The following is a 16,412-nucleotide window of genomic DNA, read 5'->3' as shown; positions in this document are numbered from 1 at the left end:
CAAGCGGGAACGGAAGCCCTGGCGGGTTAGCTCAAAAACACGTGCACCGCGCCCATCGCCGCCGTGCCGACGATGAAGTGGCCGGCATCGATCAGGAACAGCTTCAGCGAGCGGTTCTGGTAAAGGTAGTTGATCCCGATCGCGGGCGTCATGAGGAACGCGCCGAACCCCACCGCGAACATCATGATCACGTGAGGCGAAGGACTGGTGCGGGCGACCAGGTGCCCCAGCATCCACGACACGATCAGCTCCAGCACCAGGGTCAAGCCCATGATCGTGACGAAGTGACTAGCGCCTTTGGCCTGGGCGGCAGCTTTCTCCGCCTCGCCCATGCCGACTTCGCGCTGCCAGGCCTTGCTGAACAGAAAGCTGTACCAGACCGCCCCAACCGCGAAAAACGCCACTGCGCCGAGTACGACCGCGAGCCAATTGACGGGTCCCATATTCCCCTCCGGATCCTTAGTCGCGCTATCGCCTTCGGCTACTTGAGCGCGGTACCTTTCACCACCCTAGCGCAAACCGCGGTTTGGGTGTAGGGGCGCGGCCATCGTGGCATCAGCAACTCCAGACGTTCGCTCCATTCCGGAGGCGAAGAAGATCGGCATGGTCAGCCTTGGCTGTCCCAAGGCCCTGGTCGATTCCGAGCGCATCCTCACGCGCCTACGCGCCGATGGCTATGCCATGAGCCCCGATTACGAGGGCGCCGACGTGGTCGTGGTCAACACCTGCGGCTTCCTCGATTCCGCCAAGGAGGAAAGCCTCGAGGCGATCGGCGAAGCCATTGCCGAGAACGGCCGCGTGATCGTGACTGGCTGCATGGGTGACGAGGCCGACGTGATCCGCGCTCGCTTCCCCGAAGTGCTCGCCGTGACCGGCGCCCACCAGTACGAACAGGTGGTCGAAGCCGTCCACGAGGCGGCGCCGCCGACCCAGGGCCCGTTCGTCGACCTGATCCCGCAACCCGATGAAGGGGGGATCAAGCTCACCCCGCGTCACTACAGCTACCTCAAGATTTCCGAGGGCTGTAATCACTCCTGCGCCTTCTGCATCATCCCGCACCTGCGCGGGAAGCTAGCCAGCCGACGCATCGATGCCGTGCTACGCGAGGCCGAAAAGCTGGTCGCGGCCGGCACCAAGGAGCTGCTGGTCATCAGCCAGGACACCAGTGCCTATGGCGTCGACATTCGCCACCAGGAGCAGATGTGGAAGGGCAGCCCGGTCCGCGCCCACATGACCGACCTCGCCCGCGAGCTCGGACAGCTCCGCACTCCGCAGGGCGAAACGCCGTGGGTGCGGATGCACTACGTCTACCCCTACCCTCACGTCGACGCGGTCATTCCGCTGATGGCAGAGGGGTTGCTGACTCCTTACCTCGACATCCCGTTCCAGCACGCGAGCCCCAAGGTGCTCAAGGCGATGAAGCGCCCGGCCAACGAGGCCAAGGTGCTTGAGCGGATCAAGGCCTGGCGCCAGATCGTGCCCGACCTCACGATCCGCAGCAGCTTTGTCGTCGGCTTCCCCGGAGAGACCGAGGAAGACTTCGAATACTTGCTCGACTGGCTCGACCACGCTCAGCTGGACCGCGTGGGCGCCTTCCGTTTCGAACCCGTGGCCGGCGCGGCCGCCAACGACTTGCCGGACCAGGTGCCCGAAGCGCTCAAGGAAGAGCGCTACGCCCGGATCATGGAAGTGACCGAGCGGATCAGCGCTGCCAAGCTCCAGGCCAAGATCGGCCGCACCCTGCCGGTAATCATCGACGAAGTCGGGGAGCCCGATGAAGATGGTGACATCGGCGCCACCGGCCGCAGCCAGGCCGATGCGCCTGAGATCGACGGTGCGGTCTACCTCCGCAACGTGCCGGTCACGCTGCAGCCGGGCGACATCGTGCAGGTCACCGTCGAGGATGCCGACGCGCACGACCTCTTCGGGGTGATCGGCTGATCCAGCCCCTGCGCAGGCGACGGTCAGCGCAAGTGCTTCGCCAGGAAGTCCACAAAGACTCGGACGCGCGCCGGTATCGCGGCGCCGCCGACGAACACCGCGTGGATCAGCTCGACGTCGCCGGGGTTGAATTCCTCGAGAACGCGGACGAGTTGTCCGCGGCTCAACTCCTCAGCCACGCTGAAGCAGCCGACCCGCGCCAGGCCGACACCTGATGCTGCCAATTGGCCCAGGGTCTCGCCGTTGTTCGCTTCGATATTGCCCTTGACCGACAGGGCCAGGTCCTGCCCGTCAACGCGGAACGGCCACACCGGCTCGACGCGGCGAAAATTGAAATTGAGGCAATTGTGTCCATGTAGATCGTCCGGCACCCGCGGGGTGCCATGCCGCGCAAGATAGTCGGGCGAAGCGACGATCACCCGGCGGTTCTCGCCGAGCTTGCGAGCCGTGAGCGTGCTGTCCGCGAGCGGACCGAAGCGGATCGCTACGTCGGCCTCGCCCGCCGCGACGTTCACCAGGGTATCGGTCAGCGCGATATCGATAAGGATCTCCGGGTAGAGCGCGGCGAACTCACCCAGGAGAGGCACCACGCAAAGTCGGCCATGCGCGAGCGCCGCGTTGACGCGCAGCCGGCCACGCGGCGTGCCCCGATCCGCAATCTGCTGCTCGGCGTCGTCGAGATCGGCAAGGATGCGCCGGGCGGCCTGGAGATAAGTCAGCCCTTCTGAAGTGAGGGACAGCGCTCTTGTCGAGCGGAGCAACAGGCGAACCCCCAATCGCGCCTCGATCCGATCGATGGCCCGACTGACGGCCGATGGGCTCATCTCGAACAAGCGGCCGGCGCCCGAAAAGCTGCCCTGTTCCACCACGGCCGCGAACAGCGCCAGAGCTCGCGCCCTGTCCGATCCACCTGCCAGCTTTGCATCCATCGCAAAAACCCTTCGCGTTCGGCGTCGCTAGTCTGCCGTCTACGTCGTGTCCATCTATGCACCGAAGTTAGCAAAAGGTGATCTATGGACTATCGTCAACTTGGGGCCTCCGGCCTGCGTGTTCCGGCTTTGAGCTTCGGCACCGGCACTTTCGGTGGCAAGGGACCGCTATTCAGCGCCTGGGGCCAAAGCGACGCGGCAGAGGCTCGGCGCCTGATCGACATCTGCCTGGATGCCGGGGTCACCTTGTTCGACACGGCCGACGTCTATTCGAACGGCGCTTCCGAGGAGGTGCTGGGGCAAGCCATCCGCGGGCGGCGTGATGCAGTGCTGATCTCCACCAAGACCGGCCTGCCGATGGGCGACGGACCGCAGGATTGGGGCGTCTCGCGCGCGCGTCTTTTCCGGGCGGTCGAGGATTCGCTGCGGCGGTTGGGGACGGATTACATCGACCTGTTACAGCTCCATGCTTTCGACGCGTCCACACCCGTCGAGGAACTGATGGGCACGCTCGACCTGCTGATCACCGCGGGGAAGGTCCGCTACGCGGGCGTTTCGAACTACCCTGGCTGGCAATTGATGAAGGCGCAGGCCGCGGCGGAACGCCACGGTTGGCAGCGCCTGGTAGCTCATCAAGTCTACTATTCCTTGATCGGCAGGGCGTACGAGGCAGACCTGATGCCGTTGGCAGCCGATCAGGGAATTGGCGCACTCGTGTGGAGTCCCCTCGGCTGGGGTCGCCTCACGGGGAAGATCGGCCGCGATCGTCCGATTCCGGAAGGCAGCCGGTTGCACGAGACCGAACAGTTCGCGCCGCCGGTCGAGGCTGAGTTGCTCTACCGGGTAGTGGATGCCTTGGAGTGGGTCGCGGCGGAAACCGGCAAGTCCGTGCCCCAGATCGCGATCAACTGGCTGCTTCAGCGCCCCACTGTGTCCTCCGTCATCATCGGCGCTCGCAACGAGGCGCAGCTTCGGCAGAACCTCGGCGCGGTAGGCTGGTCGCTAACGTCTGAGCAGATCACAGCACTCGACGCGGCCAGCGACGTGCTGCCTCCCTATCCCCACACGCCGTACCGCCAACAAGAGGGCTTTGCCCGCCTGAACCCCCCGCTGGTCTGAGAGGAGGGTAAAGATGAAACTCAACTCTGGGCTTATCGCCCTGGCGGTAGGCGCCTTCAGCATCGGGGTGACGGAGTTCGCGCCGATGGGATTACTGCCGGTGATCGCGAACGACCTCGGCGTTTCGATCCCGGCGGCTGGGTTACTGATCAGCGCTTATGCCCTGGGCGTGATGCTCGGTGCGCCGCTCATGACACTCACCACTGGGCGAGTGCCGCGCCGGACACTGCTGATCGGCCTCGCCGCGATATTCACGCTCGGCAATGCTTTGGCGGCCGTATCACACAGTTATGGCCTGCTATTGGCAGCGCGTGTCCTGGCCTCGCTCAACCATGGCGCATTCTTCGGCGTCGGCTCGATCGTAGCGGCAAGCCTGGTCCCGCCTCAGCGCCAGGCGGCAGCCGTCGCCGCGATGTTCATGGGGCTGACGATTGCCAATGTCGTAGGTGTGCCGCTGGCGACCTGGGCCGGCGAGCACCTCGGCTGGCGAGCGTCCTTCTGGGGGATCGCCGCTCTGGGCGTAGTGACCATGGCATCGCTGAGGCTGACCTTGCCGGATCTGCCCGCACCCAAGGGGGCGAACGTCAGGGCAGAGTTGCTCGTACTGACCCGCGGTAAAGTGTTGGGCGCCCTCGCCCTGACCGTCGTGGGTTCGAGTGCCATGTTCACCGTCTTCACATACATCGTGCCGATCCTGCGCGACGAGACCCAGGCTTCGCTGGGGTTCGTGACATCCATGCTCGTCACCTATGGCGTGGGTCTCACGGTCGGCAATTGGTTGGGCGGCAAGTTCGCCGATCGTTCGGTGGATCGTACGCTCATCGTCACGCTGGGATGTCTCTCGGCGATCCTGATAGCCTTTGCGCTACTCATGCCTCAGGCTGGTCCGGCGGCCGTGCTGATCTTTCTGTGGGGAGTGGCGAGCTTCGCCCTGGTGCCACCGTTGCAAGTGCAGGTGATGACCGCCGCCGCAGACGCGCCGACCCTTGCCTCATCGGTCAATATCGGTGCCTTCAATCTCGGCAATGCCCTCGGCGCCGCGCTGGGCGGTGGAGTGATTGCCGCGGGGCTCGGTTATCCCATGGTCGCGCTCGCGGGCGCGATAACCTCAGCGCTGGGACTTGCTGGCGTGCTGATCGCAAGCAGGCGACCATCGGCGCGCCGGAGACAGGAACTCTGCGTGGCGGAAGGCTAGGCCAGGCTCGTCAATCCGCCTTTCGCCCCCGCCTCGCGTGGGACCTCTAGCCGCTCAAGGCTTCACCCTCAGGCGCCCCTCGGCCGAGCTTGTCCGGCAAAGGGTCGCCGTTGGGCGTGAATTCGAGCGATACCGAGTTGATGCAGTAGCGCTCGCCCGTCGGCGGGGGGCCGTCGGGGAAGACATGGCCTTGATGCGAACCGCAACGGGCGCAGACGATCTCGGTGCGAACCATCCCGTAGCTCGTGTCACGGATGTATTCGAGGTGATCCGGATCGTAGGGCTGAGTGAAGCTGGGCCAGCCGGTGCCGCTTTCGAACTTGGTTCCTCCGTGGAACAGGGGCAACCCGCAGAGCCGGCAGGTGTAGACACCCGGACGCTTCTCGGTGAGGAACACGCCGCAGAAGGGCGCTTCGGTCCCATGTTCGAGCAGGACCTCGCGCTCATCCTCTCCAAGGTCGGCGGCGAGGCGGGCGAACTCTTCCTCGGTGGGCGGGGTCAGATCGAACTGAAGTGTCGCGGAATCGGTCATGCACGGGTCCTTGTCATGGGGCTCATTCAGCGAATTCGGTCAGCGGTTTACCCTTCTCTACCACGTAAGTCGCCAGTTCGCTGCCCTGCGTGGTGCCGACGTTCCGCGCCGAATGAATCACCCGCGCAGGTACGTAGAGGACGTCGCCGGCCATCAAAGTCTTGGGCGGCTGCCCTTCGAGTTGGTATTCGAGGATACCTTCGAGCACGTAGATGATTTCCTCGCCCGGATGGCGATGCGCAGGGAAGTTGGCTCCAGGCGCGAAATCGACGCGCGCTTGGATGGTCTCCCAACCCGGTATGCTGAGATCATGACGCTGAAGATCGGTGCGCGTGCTGCCAGGGGGCCGAGGGGCTTGTGCGGCGAGCATCGCCGAGCTTCCGAGGATAAGGGCGATAGCCATGAACGGGATGCGGCGCACGGCAGGTCTCCCTCGTGGATGGTGGAAGTGCGGGCACCGCGACTCCGCGCTGCCCGCACCGTTGGTTGCCCTCAGCGGACCGACCGGAAGCCGGCGCGCATTTCCTCCACCAGATACCCCGGCTGCTCGAACGCTGCGAAGTGCCCGCCCTTTGGCAGCCGGTTGTAGTGGATGAGCTTGGGATAGGCCCGCTCCGCCCAACTCCTGGGAGCCTGGTTGAGCTCGTCGGGGAAGGCACTCACCGCGATCGGCGCCTTGACCCCGATCGGCTCGAAGAAGCGAACATTGTTATGTTCGACGCCAAACCCCGGAGAGGTGCGCGGCAAGGCCTCCCAATAGAGTCTTGCGCCCGAGATGGCCGTATTGGTGAGCCAGGCGATAGTGATGTTGTCGAGAACGTCATCGCGCGACAGCCCTTCCGCCACACCGTCGAACGCGCGGGCAATCATCCGATAGCTCGAAATGTCATGATCGAGGAACCACGCGGCGAGGCCGACGGGGGAGTCGGCGATGCCGTACAGTGTCTGGGGGCGTTGCCCCATCTGCTGCGCGTAGGCGAGGCCATGGGTGAAGAAGAGATCGAGCCGCTCATAGGCCCAACGCTCGTCGTCGGTAAGACCGGCCGGCGGTCCCTCTCCTGCACGCAGCGCATCGAACACCTCCGGCGGTGCCGTCGATGCCATATTGGTGTGAACCGCGATCAGCTCCGGCGGGGCCATCGCACCCAGGGTCTCGGTGATCAGAGCGCCCCAGTCGCCACCCTGCGCCACGAACTGTGTATAGCCGAGCCTTTGCATCAGGGTGAGCCACGCATTCGCGATTCGGGGAGGATTCCAGCCGGCTTCGGTCGGCCTGCCGGAGAATCCATATCCGGGAATCGAGGGGATCACGACGTCGAACGCGTCCGCTTCGGTACCGCCGTGAGCTGTCGGGTCGGTCAGCGGCTCGATGATCTTGAGCTGCTCCACGATCGAGCCCGGCCAGCCGTGGGTCACGATGACAGGGAGCGCATTGGAGTGCTTCGACTTCACGTGGATGAAATGGATGTCGAGCCCGTCGATCGAGGTGATGAAATTGGTCAGCGCGTTGAGCCGCGCCTCGCATTTACGCCAGTCGTAGTCGTTCGCCCAATAGTCGGCGAGTTTCTTCATCGTGGCCAGCTGCACACCTTGGCTGTCGTCTGGAACGGTTTCCCTGTCGGGCCACCGGGTCGCCAGAATGCGGTGCTTTAGGTCAGCGAGGTCTTCGTCGGAAGCGCGGTACTGAAACGGCCGGATTGTCGCGCCGTCCTGGGGATCGACGATCAGCGCTTCGGTGAATCCCGCTGTCTTGGCCGACTGCGCGAGTGGGGTCGCTGGCTTAAGTTCAGTCTCGGGACGAGCCGTAGTTCCAGTTTCAGACATAAACGTCCTCCTGGTCCGGGGCAAAGGCATGAGGCAGCCTGCCGTCGGACGACAAACTATACCGGCCGTCAGGACCGGCGCCGTTGTGAACGGATCGAAATGCGAGCCGGACTTCGTTGCCGAATGATCTCGACTCGGTCGCAATGACAGGCGAGCGGTACAAAGGTTGAAAATGCTCGTCACGATGATTGCGTGACGATGCCCCAACCCTGCGCTGGACTGCGCAGGCCATAGCGGCAGCGGCATTCGCGGGCCTGAATCTTCACGGCAGGCTAAACTCAACGCAACGAGAGCAGGTGCAAGAAAGTCACAGAATTCTCACGCTCGTTATAATCCCTCGATTCCATGATTGCTAATGCGATTAGTTCTCATTAGTGGCGCCTCTCAAGGGGCCTTGCACGAAGCAGGGCTGGGTCAATGAGGTCTCCATGCGTATCGCCCGAGTTCTGCTGCTTTCTGCCACCATGCTGTCCGCCGTTCCGGCATTCGCCCAGGACAGCTCCGCGGCCACCGACGATGGGGACCGCATCCTCGTCACTGCCGACTATCTGCGCAGCGGGTCTTCGACCAAGACCGACACCCCGGCGATCCAGGTGCCGCAGCCGGTCACGATCATCTCGGACGACTTGTTCAACGCCCAGGGCGCCATTTCCGTTAGCGACACACTGAATTACGTCGCCGGGGTTCAGGCCAACCCCTACGGACCTGACAGCCGTGTCGACGGTGCCATCATCCGCGGCGTTAACGCGCTGCAGTTCCGCGACGGCATGCGCGACATCTTCAGCTACTACGCAAGCATCCGCTCGGACCCGTACAACTTCGACAGCGTACAGGTCCTGCGCGGCCCCTCCTCCGTGCTGTTCGGCGCCGGTTCGACGGGCGGCATCATCAACATGAACTCGAAACTCCCGCAGTTCACCGAGTCCGGCGAAGTCCTGCTCCGTTACGGCTCGTTCAACCGCTTCGAGGCAATGGCCGACTACACCGGTCCGATCAGCGACGACGTGGCCTTCCGCGTTGTGGCCCGCGCCCGCGACGCCGACACGCAGACCGACCACGTGCCTGACGACCGCGTGCTGTTTGCGCCCTCGCTCACCTGGGCGCCGGACATGGACACCTCGATCACCTTCCTTGGCATGTATCAGGAGGACGACGGCGGCTCGACCGCGCAGTTTCTGCCCTTGGTCGGGACGATCCTGCCCAACCCGAACGGCCAGCTGCCAAACAACCTGTTCATCGGCAAGCCCGGCTGGGACCGCTACGATGGCCGGCTGCTCGAAGGCACGATCCTCGTAGAGCATCGCGTCTCCGACGCGTTCAAGATCAACTCGCGCGCCCGCTACATCGACAGCGACCTGACCTACTTTACGCACTATCCGGACAGCTATTCGAACCCGGCCAATCCGTTCGTGCAGCTCGATGCCAACGGCGCCCCCGTGTTCGACGTCAACGGCGTGCCTGTGCCCGACCCAGAACAACGTACGATCGGCCTCTATTCCGACGGCAGCGTCGCGCGCATGGAAATTTTCACTTCCGACAACAACGCGCAGTTCAACTTCAACACCGGTGCCCAGGTCGAGCACCTCGTCCTCGCCGGTGTCGACTTCAGCTGGAACCACGTCCGCAAGGTCGGCGGTTACGGTTACGAATACATCGACATCTATGACATCGACTACGACGCCATCTCCGATCACAATGGGGGCCTGCCGCAGCCTTCGGGTCCGGCAGAGGACGTGGAGCAGCAGCAGATCGGCTTCTACCTGCAGGACCAGGTCCGCATGTGGGATCGCGTCTCGCTCGTGCTCGGCGCGCGTTATGACGATGTCTGGAGCACGACCTTCAGCGGGCCGCGGGTGAAGGACAACGCACTCACGTTGCGTGCCGGGATCATCGGTGACGTGATCAAGGGTGTGTCTCCCTTCTTCAGCTACACCGAGAGCTTCGAGCCGATCGCGGGCACTGCCAGCAACGGCGAAGCGTTCATCCCGCAGCGCGGAAAGCAGTTCGAGCTTGGCGTGAAGCTGCAGCCGAACGAAGCCAGCATGATCACGCTGACCGCGTACCACATCAAGGAAACCAACCGCCCGATCTCGGACGACAGCACCGCCGATCCGTTCGACCAGATCCAGGCCGGCGAGATGACCTCGAAGGGGTTCGAATTCGAAGCCTCGACGGTCCTGCCGGGCAATTTCCAGGTGATCGCCAACTATAGCTACAACGACGCCACGCTCGACGGCAGCGACGTTCAGCTCGACGACGTGCCGAAGCACAACGCGTCGCTGTGGCTGTCGCGTCCGTTCAACCTGACCCACGACGCGACGCTGACTTTGGGGGGCGGCGCGCGTTACCAGGGTGCTCACACCTCCTACGGGTTTGCCTTCCCGGACGGGATTCGTACGCCGGACAACCTGCTGTTCGACGCTTACGCCTCGATCGACTGGCTCAAGTGGAGCTTCTCGCTCAACGCCACGAACCTGACGGGCAAGGACTACTACTCCGCCTGTCTGGCACGCGGTGACTGCTTCGTGGGAGCCGCGCGCAACGTGTTCGCGACCGTGGGCTACCACTTCTGATGGGGGGAGCCTCGCCGATGTTGTGGCTTGCAGTCACGCTCGGCGTGGCCGGCGTCGGGGCGCTCCGCTACGCGTGGTCGCTGCCCCGACGCTCTCCCGTCGCAAATGGGACGGGATGGGCCCTGCTGGGGCTCGCAACGATCCTCGCGGCCGTGACCGACGGTGCATGGGGAGTGTCGGTCGCCGCTCTGGGCGCGATGCTCACCGCCTTTGCCATCCTCGCCGTCGCCGGCATTCGCTCGCCTGAAAAGAGCGCCAAGGCCTCGAACCGGCGTGTAGGTATGCTGCCCGAGCAGGGTGAGCCGAAGCGGATCGGCCGGCGTGTCGTCACTTTTCTCCTGCTCATCGTGGCAGGTTTCGCCGTGTCGGTCGGCCTCGGACTCGCCATGCGCGGCCTTGGCAGCTTGCTCGGCTGGAGCGAATCCAACGCCAATGTCCTTGCGCTTTACTCGGTGCCTTTGACTTGGTCGGTATTGGTCACGGCGATGCTGATGCAGCAAACCCGCCGAAGCCAGGTGCTGCTTTTGCTGGCATGCTGCATCCCTGTCCTGCCCGTGCTCGTTAGCGGAGTTGTCCAATGACCGTGGCGCCCGAAACTTCGACCGTTAAGCGTGCGCTCTCCGCACACGCCGCGATTGGCCTTCTCGCCGGGGCGCTGCTTTATCTCGTCAGTCTCAGCGGCACCCTGCTGGTCTTCTATGAAGAATGGCAACGCGTTGAGCAGCCGAGCCCGCCGCAAATGACCGCAATCTCGCCCGAGGCCGTGCAACGCGGGATGGAGGCTATGCTGGCGCGGGAAACCGGCAAGACCCCGACGACCCATTTCTACGTCGACATGCCGCTGCAAGAATTGCCCACGACGCGCGTCATTACCGACACCGAGTCTTTCCACATCGATTCCGCGGGCCGACTTTCCGGTACCGAGGATATCGAATGGTCGAACTTCCTCTACGCCCTGCACTACACGCTCAACATCACCGCCGGTAATGGGCTGATCGGCATCACGCTGGTCGGTATCCTCGGCATGCTGATGCTGGCGCTCGCGATCACCGGCGTAGTAGCCCATCCTAAGATCTTTCGCGATGCCTTCCGTCTCCGCACCCGCCACACGGGGGGCGTCGCGATGGCCGATTGGCACAACCGCCTGAGTGTCTGGACACTCCCGTTCGGAATTGCGCTGTCGCTGACCGGCGCCGTCATCGGGCTCAGCTCGGTCAGCGCCTATGCCGCCGCCGCGCTGTTCTACAAGGGCGATGTCGAAGCCCTCTACGCCACGATCTTTGGCGAGGAAGGCGAACCCAACGAGGCGAAGGCGGCTTTGCCCGATGTCGCCGCCCCGCTGCGCTACATGGCGGCAAACTACCCAGACGTACGCGTGACCTACGTGACCGTTCACGAGCCCGGCACGGCAGGCCAGCAGGTGCAGATCGTCGCCGAGCATCCCCGGCGGCTGATCTTTGGCGAGTATTACATGTTCGACGCCAACGGCAATTTCACTGGCACCGCGGGCCTTTCCGACGGTGAGCTCGGCAGCCAGGCGGCGGCATCGAACTATAGCCTGCATTTCGGAAACTACGGCGGCCTGACGGTCAAGATCATCTATGCCTTGTTCGGTCTGGCGCTGACCGCGGTCGTGGCGACCGGCAGCTACATCTGGCTCGGCAAGCGCCGCCGCCGCGGGATCGTCGAACCGCGCCTTCATGCCGCCTGGAGCGCCGTGGTCTGGGGTTCGCCGCTGATGCTCGCGCTGACGCTGGTAGCCCGCTTCGCCATCGGCCACCAGGCGCCCTTCGCCGCGATCTTCTGGATCGGTCTCGCGATCCTGATCGTCGCCGCGCTGGTCGCGCCTAGTCGGATGCCCCGCGCTTTACGCCTGCAGCCGGCCGCCTGAGCCGGCGAACGCCCATCCACGCACCGAGTACACAGAGCAACGAGACGCCGACCAGCAGCGGCAAGGTGACCACATCCCAGATCGGTCGCGAGCGAAGGACGGGGAAGTCGAGGCGATGCAGGCCGTAGTGTAGCCAGCGGTAAGCACGGCCCGAAGCGTCAACGAAGTTGACCAGTTCCCCGGTGCGCGGATCGAAGTAGAGCCGCGTCGCGTCCGCGTTGGCGTAGATCACCCGATAGGCCGGCAAGACCACGCGCTCTTCCTTGTGGGCGTAATGGTAATTGTCGGGGGTGGTGATCAATTCCGCCGACGCGATCCGGCTGGCGGGCTTGGCGGTCCGCGCCTTGGCTGTGAGTTCGTTATTGTCCAACGGGGCAGGCGCCAGGCCGGGAAGCGAGAACCGCTCACGTGAACCATCCTGGCGCACCAGGATCGCCCATGGTCGACCTCCTTGCACCGACACTTCGGCCGAAACTGCTCCGGTCTGAGGGTTCGCAGCGAGAGCTCGATAGAGCGCCTCGACGTCGCCGGCCTCGAGCGGGCGACCTGCGAGGTTCGGGATTACCTCACCTGGCCCGTCGCTCTCAAACCAGCCCCAGGGATTCATCGAGAACAATCCGCTGGCGACCCAAGTCAGTGTCACCACGCCAAAGACGAGGCCCGTCCAGTGATGCCACAGCGCAATCCCTCGGAACGGAGACCAGCGCTTACCCTTGCGCCACATGATCAAACCGACATAGATGCCAGAGACCGAGAGGAACACGCCCAATGCCGAGGCGTAGACGACGAGGTTGTACCAGAGCGGCTGTATCTCGCGCAGAGCGGTGAAATAGAGCCAGTGCGGCACCGCGCCAATCCAGTTCCAGAAGCGCTCGTGAGCGCTCGTGTCCTGGATGATCTGGCCCGTCAGACCCGAGACGTAGAGCACGGTCCCTCGCTCGTCGGCAAAGCTTGCCTTGTAGAGCGGCTGGTGTTGGCGGAAGCGGCCGTAGACCGTCCATTGGTCGCGGTCGATTTCCTCCACTGTCGGCCGCCCCGACGGAACGAACGCACGGCTCATGTGCTCGGCGGCGATCCTTCCTGCAGTGGCCGCGTCGATCGGCGGTAGCGCGGTCTCGCCCAGGCTGGCCAGCCCTGCGCTTTCCGAGCCCTGCCAGCGGAGCGCGGGATGGCCGTCGACCATCTCAACCGTGGCCGCCTCGATCGCCACACCGCCTGGCAGCACGACATGATCGCAGCAGCCCGATAGGTCGAGCGGCTCCAGCCCGGCGGCCTTCTCCTCGGCCGTCGTGTCGGGAAACGCGACATACATCATGGTTATGCCGCTGATCGCCCAGATCGCCATCAGCAGCGCGAGCACGATGCCGAGCCAGCGGTGCGTGAGGAACATCATGCGCCGCGCCCAGCGTGCCAGTCGCGTGAAGCTGGACATGCGGGGCGCGGCGCGCGGCGCGGGAGAGAGGCCCGCGCCGGGGGCGATGGAGTTAGAGGGAGACGGCGTAAGTGACATGCAGAGTGCGCGGAGTGCCACGGAAGCCCGCAGCGTAAGAGGCGTTGGTCACGTCGTCGCGCACGCGGGTCATCTGCGTGTTGTAGTCAGCGTCAAGCAGGTTCTCCAGCCGCAGGCCGATCCGATGACGCTGATCCCGGTCGATGAAGGCATAGGCCGCCACGTCAACCACCGCGTAGTTGCCGTAGTTCACCCGGCCTACCGCTGCGACATTGGCGAAGATGTCCCCGACGTAATTGACCGAAGCCGTACCGCCGAAGCGGCCGTCATCGGTCTGCGCATTGAAGATCGCCTTGACCAGGTCGCGCGGGATGTTGACCAACTGGAGGTCGTCCCCGGCCGCGGTGGCCTCGGTGTGAGTCCAGTCGAGCGTGCCGCTGAAGTTCTTGTTGATCTGCGCCGTCACGACCGCTTCCCCGCCCCACATGGTCACCTTGTCGGGCGTGTTGATGATGAAGCCGTCGGGATAGGCCGGCAGGTCATAGGTGATTCCGATGAGGTTATCGACCTTGCGATAGAAGCCCATCAGCTCGGCGTTGAGGGTATCGTTGGTGTAGCCGAAGCCGCCCTCGACGTTGAAGCTCTCCTCGCCGACGAGGTCCGGGTTCCCCCGCTCGCAGCACGGATCAATGACGTAGAGCTCGTAGGCGGTGGGCAGGCGGAAAGACGTGCCCACCTGGCCGCGGCCGTAGAAGCCGTCATCGCCGCCGTAACGGCCCGAGACGTTCCACACGGTCGCTTCCTGCCCGTCGCTTGGCATGTTGTGCCGCACGCCCGCAGCGAGACTCAGGTCGCCGGAATCGAACTTCACCTGCGCGAACGGGGCGTGGACGCTCTCGCTCGACGGCGCGATCAGGAAGACGTCGTCGAAGCCGCTGTAGGTCTGGAAGTCGTACCCGCCGACCAGGGTGAACTGGTCGTTGGCGTGGAATTCCCCGAGGACGTTGATGCCCTTGTCGTCGAAGCCCCACTGCTCGCCGTCGTTGATGGTGATGATGTTGCCCGTGAGCGCTCCACCGACCACCTCGGGCCGCAGGTCGAGGTAGGTGGAATCCCAATCGTGCCAGTAGCCCTTGACGTAAACGTCGAACTGTTCGCTTGGCGACCAGTCGATCTTGAGCGAGGCGATGTCCTCGTTCCGCTTGTTCCAGTTGCGGTAGATGTCCTCTGCCTTGGCAAAGTCGAGCCGCCCCTCAATGTGCTGGTAGGAGGTGCTGAGGCGGAAGTTGTCCGACGGCTCGAAGGCGTACTTGCCGCCGATCGAGGCGACCTTGTAACCGCGCTTGCGGTCGAGCGCACTCGGCTGCGTATCTTCGTCGCGGAACGGTTGGAAGCCCTTGGCCTCATCGTAGGAGCCGAAGCCGACAAAGTAGTGATCTCCGATGCCGCCGCGGATGTAGCCGTTGCCGTGATAGCCGTCGTTCGTGTCATAGCCCACTTCGAGGCGCCCGTCCGTCTCCCGGGTGAAGGACTTGGTGACGACGTTGACGATGCCGCCCACCGCCTGAGTACCGTAGTAAAGGCTCTGCCCGCCCTTGAGGACTTCGATGCGCTCGATCATGCCCGCCGGGATCGTGTCGAGCGGCGTAGTCGAGGCGTAAAGCCGATTGTTGATCCGCACGCCGTCGACCAGGAACAGCACTTCGCTCGTCCGCGCGCCGGTCAGCGAGGCCTGGACGTAGTCGAACGCGCCACTCTTCTGGCCGATGTAAAGGCCAGGAACGAGATTGCGCAGCGCGCTTGAGGTGTCGACGTAACCGGCCTTGTCGATCGCCTCGCCTTCGACGATCTCCAGCCGCGAGCCATACTTCTCCAGCGTCTCCGGAGTGGATTCCTCAAGCCTCTGCCCAAGGACCAAAATGGCCTCGGCGTCGTTCTGATCGTTATTGGCAGAGGTTGTGTCCTGCGCCATCGCCGGCGCCGCCACTGCTATCGCCAGCGAGGCTACCCCTGCAAGGTACGAAACTTTTCCCAACATTCTCATGACCCCGACTTTCCCCATCTGTGTCCGTCTTGTTGAGGGCGGACCTATGGAGCGGCGCCAGGGTACGTCAGTTATTTACGGTAAAGCGCCCGTTACAGCGGCGTTACACTGCCAATCCTCCCTGTGAGGTGCAGCCCCATGGGAGGGGGACGGTCCGCGAAGCGGATGGTGGAGGGGCTGGCGTTGCGCCCTAGCCCCTCCCGTCACGCACCCGCGTTGCGCGCCACCTCCCCTTCGCTGCGCGACAGGCAGGATTTAGATCAGGTATGCTGGCCAAGGATCCGGTCGACCTCTTCCTTCTGGTCGGGATACCAGAACTCGAGATGGCAGCTCTCGCACACGCCATCGAGCTGGTCGACAAGCGGGCCGACGGCCGCGGCATCGTGCTTACGAGCACCGGTGGCGATGTCGCCCATGTGGCGGGCGAGCGTGTGAGCCAGGTCGCGCAGCTTTTCCGGGTCTTCATTGATCTTCGCCTGGACTTCGGCGGCCGTGTGGCCCCCGATAAGCCCTTCGTCACCGATCTTTACGCCAGGCTTGGCCACGACCACCGGATCCATCGTCGCGATCTCCAGCGCGGCGTGCTGTACCGCCTCCGCCTTCTCGGCGAGCTGCTCCCAGCTCGCGTCGGTCATCTTTGCAGGATCGATGCCTGCCATGTCGGCGATCGCCGCGTTCGAGACATCCCACAGTTCGTCGGCATTCTTGTCGACCTGATCCTTCATCACTTCATGGAAGGTCAGTTGCACGGGCTGGGCCGGCTTCTCCTCCTCTTGCGACGAACATCCGGCCACGAGCGCCAGGGCCGGCAGCAGCCACAATCCCGTTGTCTTCATATTGCTTGCTCCACGCGAGAATCCCCTACGGATCTCCGGGCGCTATGTGGACCTGCAGGGGCGCGTGGTCAGGTTAAT

Annotated in this window: 14 protein-coding genes; 6 read left to right on the top strand and 8 right to left on the bottom strand. The window is 64.1% G+C overall.

Features of this window, described 5'->3' with window-relative positions; genetic code table 11:
- Positions 1 to 26 precede the first annotated feature (26 nt).
- Positions 27 to 443: a DUF1761 domain-containing protein gene (locus tag KK137_RS01400; protein WP_214534222.1), complete on the bottom strand. Its 417-nt coding sequence runs from the start codon at positions 441 to 443 to the stop codon at positions 27 to 29.
- Positions 444 to 603: 160 nt separating this feature from the next.
- Between KK137_RS01400 and rimO the strand changes: the two genes are divergently transcribed.
- Positions 604 to 1,941: a 30S ribosomal protein S12 methylthiotransferase RimO gene (gene rimO / locus KK137_RS01395; RefSeq protein ID WP_214535878.1), complete on the top strand. Its 1,338-nt coding sequence runs from the start codon at positions 604 to 606 to the stop codon at positions 1,939 to 1,941.
- A gap of 23 nt (positions 1,942 to 1,964) precedes the next feature.
- On the opposite strand, the gene KK137_RS01390 is transcribed toward rimO, so the two are convergent.
- On the bottom strand, positions 1,965 to 2,870 hold the full coding sequence (locus KK137_RS01390; protein WP_214534221.1) for a LysR substrate-binding domain-containing protein: 906 nt from the start codon (positions 2,868 to 2,870) through the stop codon (positions 1,965 to 1,967).
- An 84-nt stretch (positions 2,871 to 2,954) separates the two neighbouring features.
- On the opposite strand from KK137_RS01390, the gene KK137_RS01385 reads away from it, so the two are divergent.
- Together KK137_RS01385 and KK137_RS01380 are read left to right on the top strand one after the other, a co-directional pair.
- Positions 2,955 to 3,989 carry an aldo/keto reductase gene (locus KK137_RS01385; protein ID WP_214534220.1) on the top strand — a complete coding sequence of 345 codons (1,035 nt, stop codon included), beginning with the start codon at positions 2,955 to 2,957 and terminating at the stop codon, positions 3,987 to 3,989.
- A 13-nt stretch (positions 3,990 to 4,002) separates the two neighbouring features.
- Positions 4,003 to 5,184 carry an MFS transporter gene (locus KK137_RS01380; RefSeq protein ID WP_214534212.1) on the top strand — a complete coding sequence of 394 codons (1,182 nt, stop codon included), beginning with the start codon at positions 4,003 to 4,005 and terminating at the stop codon, positions 5,182 to 5,184.
- A gap of 46 nt (positions 5,185 to 5,230) precedes the next feature.
- Here KK137_RS01380 and msrB read toward each other — a convergent pair whose 3' ends face one another.
- The 3 genes from msrB to KK137_RS01365 all read right to left on the bottom strand — a co-directional run bounded on the left by msrB (position 5,231) and on the right by KK137_RS01365 (position 7,540).
- Positions 5,231 to 5,716 (bottom strand): peptide-methionine (R)-S-oxide reductase MsrB, encoded by a 486-nt coding sequence (gene msrB / locus KK137_RS01375; RefSeq protein ID WP_214534210.1) that lies wholly within the window; start codon positions 5,714 to 5,716, stop codon positions 5,231 to 5,233.
- A gap of 22 nt (positions 5,717 to 5,738) precedes the next feature.
- Entirely contained in the window at positions 5,739 to 6,137 is a 399-nt protein-coding gene (locus tag KK137_RS01370; protein WP_338027912.1) for a cupin domain-containing protein, read from the bottom strand.
- A 71-nt stretch (positions 6,138 to 6,208) separates the two neighbouring features.
- Positions 6,209 to 7,540 (bottom strand): epoxide hydrolase family protein, encoded by a 1,332-nt coding sequence (locus KK137_RS01365; RefSeq protein ID WP_214534208.1) that lies wholly within the window; start codon positions 7,538 to 7,540, stop codon positions 6,209 to 6,211.
- Positions 7,541 to 7,968: 428 nt separating this feature from the next.
- On the opposite strand from KK137_RS01365, the gene KK137_RS01360 reads away from it, so the two are divergent.
- Genes KK137_RS01360 through KK137_RS01350 form a run of 3 tightly spaced genes read left to right on the top strand, consistent with a single transcriptional unit; the run spans position 7,969 to position 12,004 of the window.
- Entirely contained in the window at positions 7,969 to 10,113 is a 2,145-nt protein-coding gene (locus tag KK137_RS01360; RefSeq protein ID WP_214534206.1) for a TonB-dependent siderophore receptor, read from the top strand.
- 17 nt (positions 10,114 to 10,130) lie between these two features.
- On the top strand, positions 10,131 to 10,694 hold the full coding sequence (locus tag KK137_RS01355) for a hypothetical protein (protein WP_214534199.1): 564 nt from the start codon (positions 10,131 to 10,133) through the stop codon (positions 10,692 to 10,694).
- Positions 10,691 to 12,004: a PepSY-associated TM helix domain-containing protein gene (locus tag KK137_RS01350; protein WP_214534198.1), complete on the top strand. Its 1,314-nt coding sequence runs from the start codon at positions 10,691 to 10,693 to the stop codon at positions 12,002 to 12,004. Before KK137_RS01355 ends, KK137_RS01350 begins: the two co-directional genes overlap by 4 nt.
- On the opposite strand, the gene KK137_RS01345 is transcribed toward KK137_RS01350, so the two are convergent.
- The 3 genes from KK137_RS01345 to KK137_RS01335 all read right to left on the bottom strand — a co-directional run bounded on the left by KK137_RS01345 (position 11,961) and on the right by KK137_RS01335 (position 16,334).
- Positions 11,961 to 13,514: a peptidase gene (locus KK137_RS01345; RefSeq protein ID WP_214534197.1), complete on the bottom strand. Its 1,554-nt coding sequence runs from the start codon at positions 13,512 to 13,514 to the stop codon at positions 11,961 to 11,963. The genes KK137_RS01350 and KK137_RS01345 overlap by 44 nt on opposite strands.
- Positions 13,489 to 15,426 carry a TonB-dependent receptor plug domain-containing protein gene (locus KK137_RS01340; RefSeq protein ID WP_214534196.1) on the bottom strand — a complete coding sequence of 646 codons (1,938 nt, stop codon included), beginning with the start codon at positions 15,424 to 15,426 and terminating at the stop codon, positions 13,489 to 13,491. The genes KK137_RS01345 and KK137_RS01340 overlap by 26 nt, the downstream gene beginning before the upstream one ends.
- 332 nt (positions 15,427 to 15,758) lie before the next feature.
- A complete protein-coding gene (locus KK137_RS01335) occupies positions 15,759 to 16,334 on the bottom strand; it encodes a cytochrome c (RefSeq protein WP_214534195.1) in 576 nt (191 codons plus the stop codon).
- Positions 16,335 to 16,412 lie beyond the last annotated feature (78 nt).

The sequence above is a fragment of the Croceibacterium selenioxidans genome (assembly GCF_018599195.1).
Taxonomy (GTDB): domain Bacteria; phylum Pseudomonadota; class Alphaproteobacteria; order Sphingomonadales; family Sphingomonadaceae; genus Croceibacterium_A; species Croceibacterium_A selenioxidans.
This window is presented reverse-complemented; position numbering and strand designations above follow the sequence as displayed.

Excerpts from the sequence above, each read along its gene's own strand:
- KK137_RS01400 (WP_214534222.1), bottom strand. The coding sequence starts at position 443 with ATGGGACCCGTCAATTGGCTCGCGGTCGTACTCGGCGCAGTGGCGTTT.
- rimO (WP_214535878.1), top strand. The coding sequence starts at position 604 with ATGGTCAGCCTTGGCTGTCCCAAGGCCCTGGTCGATTCCGAGCGCATC.
- KK137_RS01390 (WP_214534221.1), bottom strand. The coding sequence starts at position 2,870 with ATGGATGCAAAGCTGGCAGGTGGATCGGACAGGGCGCGAGCTCTGGCG.
- KK137_RS01385 (WP_214534220.1), top strand. The coding sequence starts at position 2,955 with ATGGACTATCGTCAACTTGGGGCCTCCGGCCTGCGTGTTCCGGCTTTG.
- KK137_RS01380 (WP_214534212.1), top strand. The coding sequence starts at position 4,003 with ATGAAACTCAACTCTGGGCTTATCGCCCTGGCGGTAGGCGCCTTCAGC.
- msrB (WP_214534210.1), bottom strand. The coding sequence starts at position 5,716 with ATGACCGATTCCGCGACACTTCAGTTCGATCTGACCCCGCCCACCGAG.
- KK137_RS01365 (WP_214534208.1), bottom strand. The coding sequence starts at position 7,540 with ATGTCTGAAACTGGAACTACGGCTCGTCCCGAGACTGAACTTAAGCCA.
- KK137_RS01360 (WP_214534206.1), top strand. The coding sequence starts at position 7,969 with ATGCGTATCGCCCGAGTTCTGCTGCTTTCTGCCACCATGCTGTCCGCC.
- KK137_RS01355 (WP_214534199.1), top strand. The coding sequence starts at position 10,131 with ATGTTGTGGCTTGCAGTCACGCTCGGCGTGGCCGGCGTCGGGGCGCTC.
- KK137_RS01350 (WP_214534198.1), top strand. The coding sequence starts at position 10,691 with ATGACCGTGGCGCCCGAAACTTCGACCGTTAAGCGTGCGCTCTCCGCA.
- KK137_RS01345 (WP_214534197.1), bottom strand. The coding sequence starts at position 13,514 with ATGTCACTTACGCCGTCTCCCTCTAACTCCATCGCCCCCGGCGCGGGC.
- KK137_RS01340 (WP_214534196.1), bottom strand. The coding sequence starts at position 15,426 with ATGGCGCAGGACACAACCTCTGCCAATAACGATCAGAACGACGCCGAG.
- KK137_RS01335 (WP_214534195.1), bottom strand. The coding sequence starts at position 16,334 with ATGAAGACAACGGGATTGTGGCTGCTGCCGGCCCTGGCGCTCGTGGCC.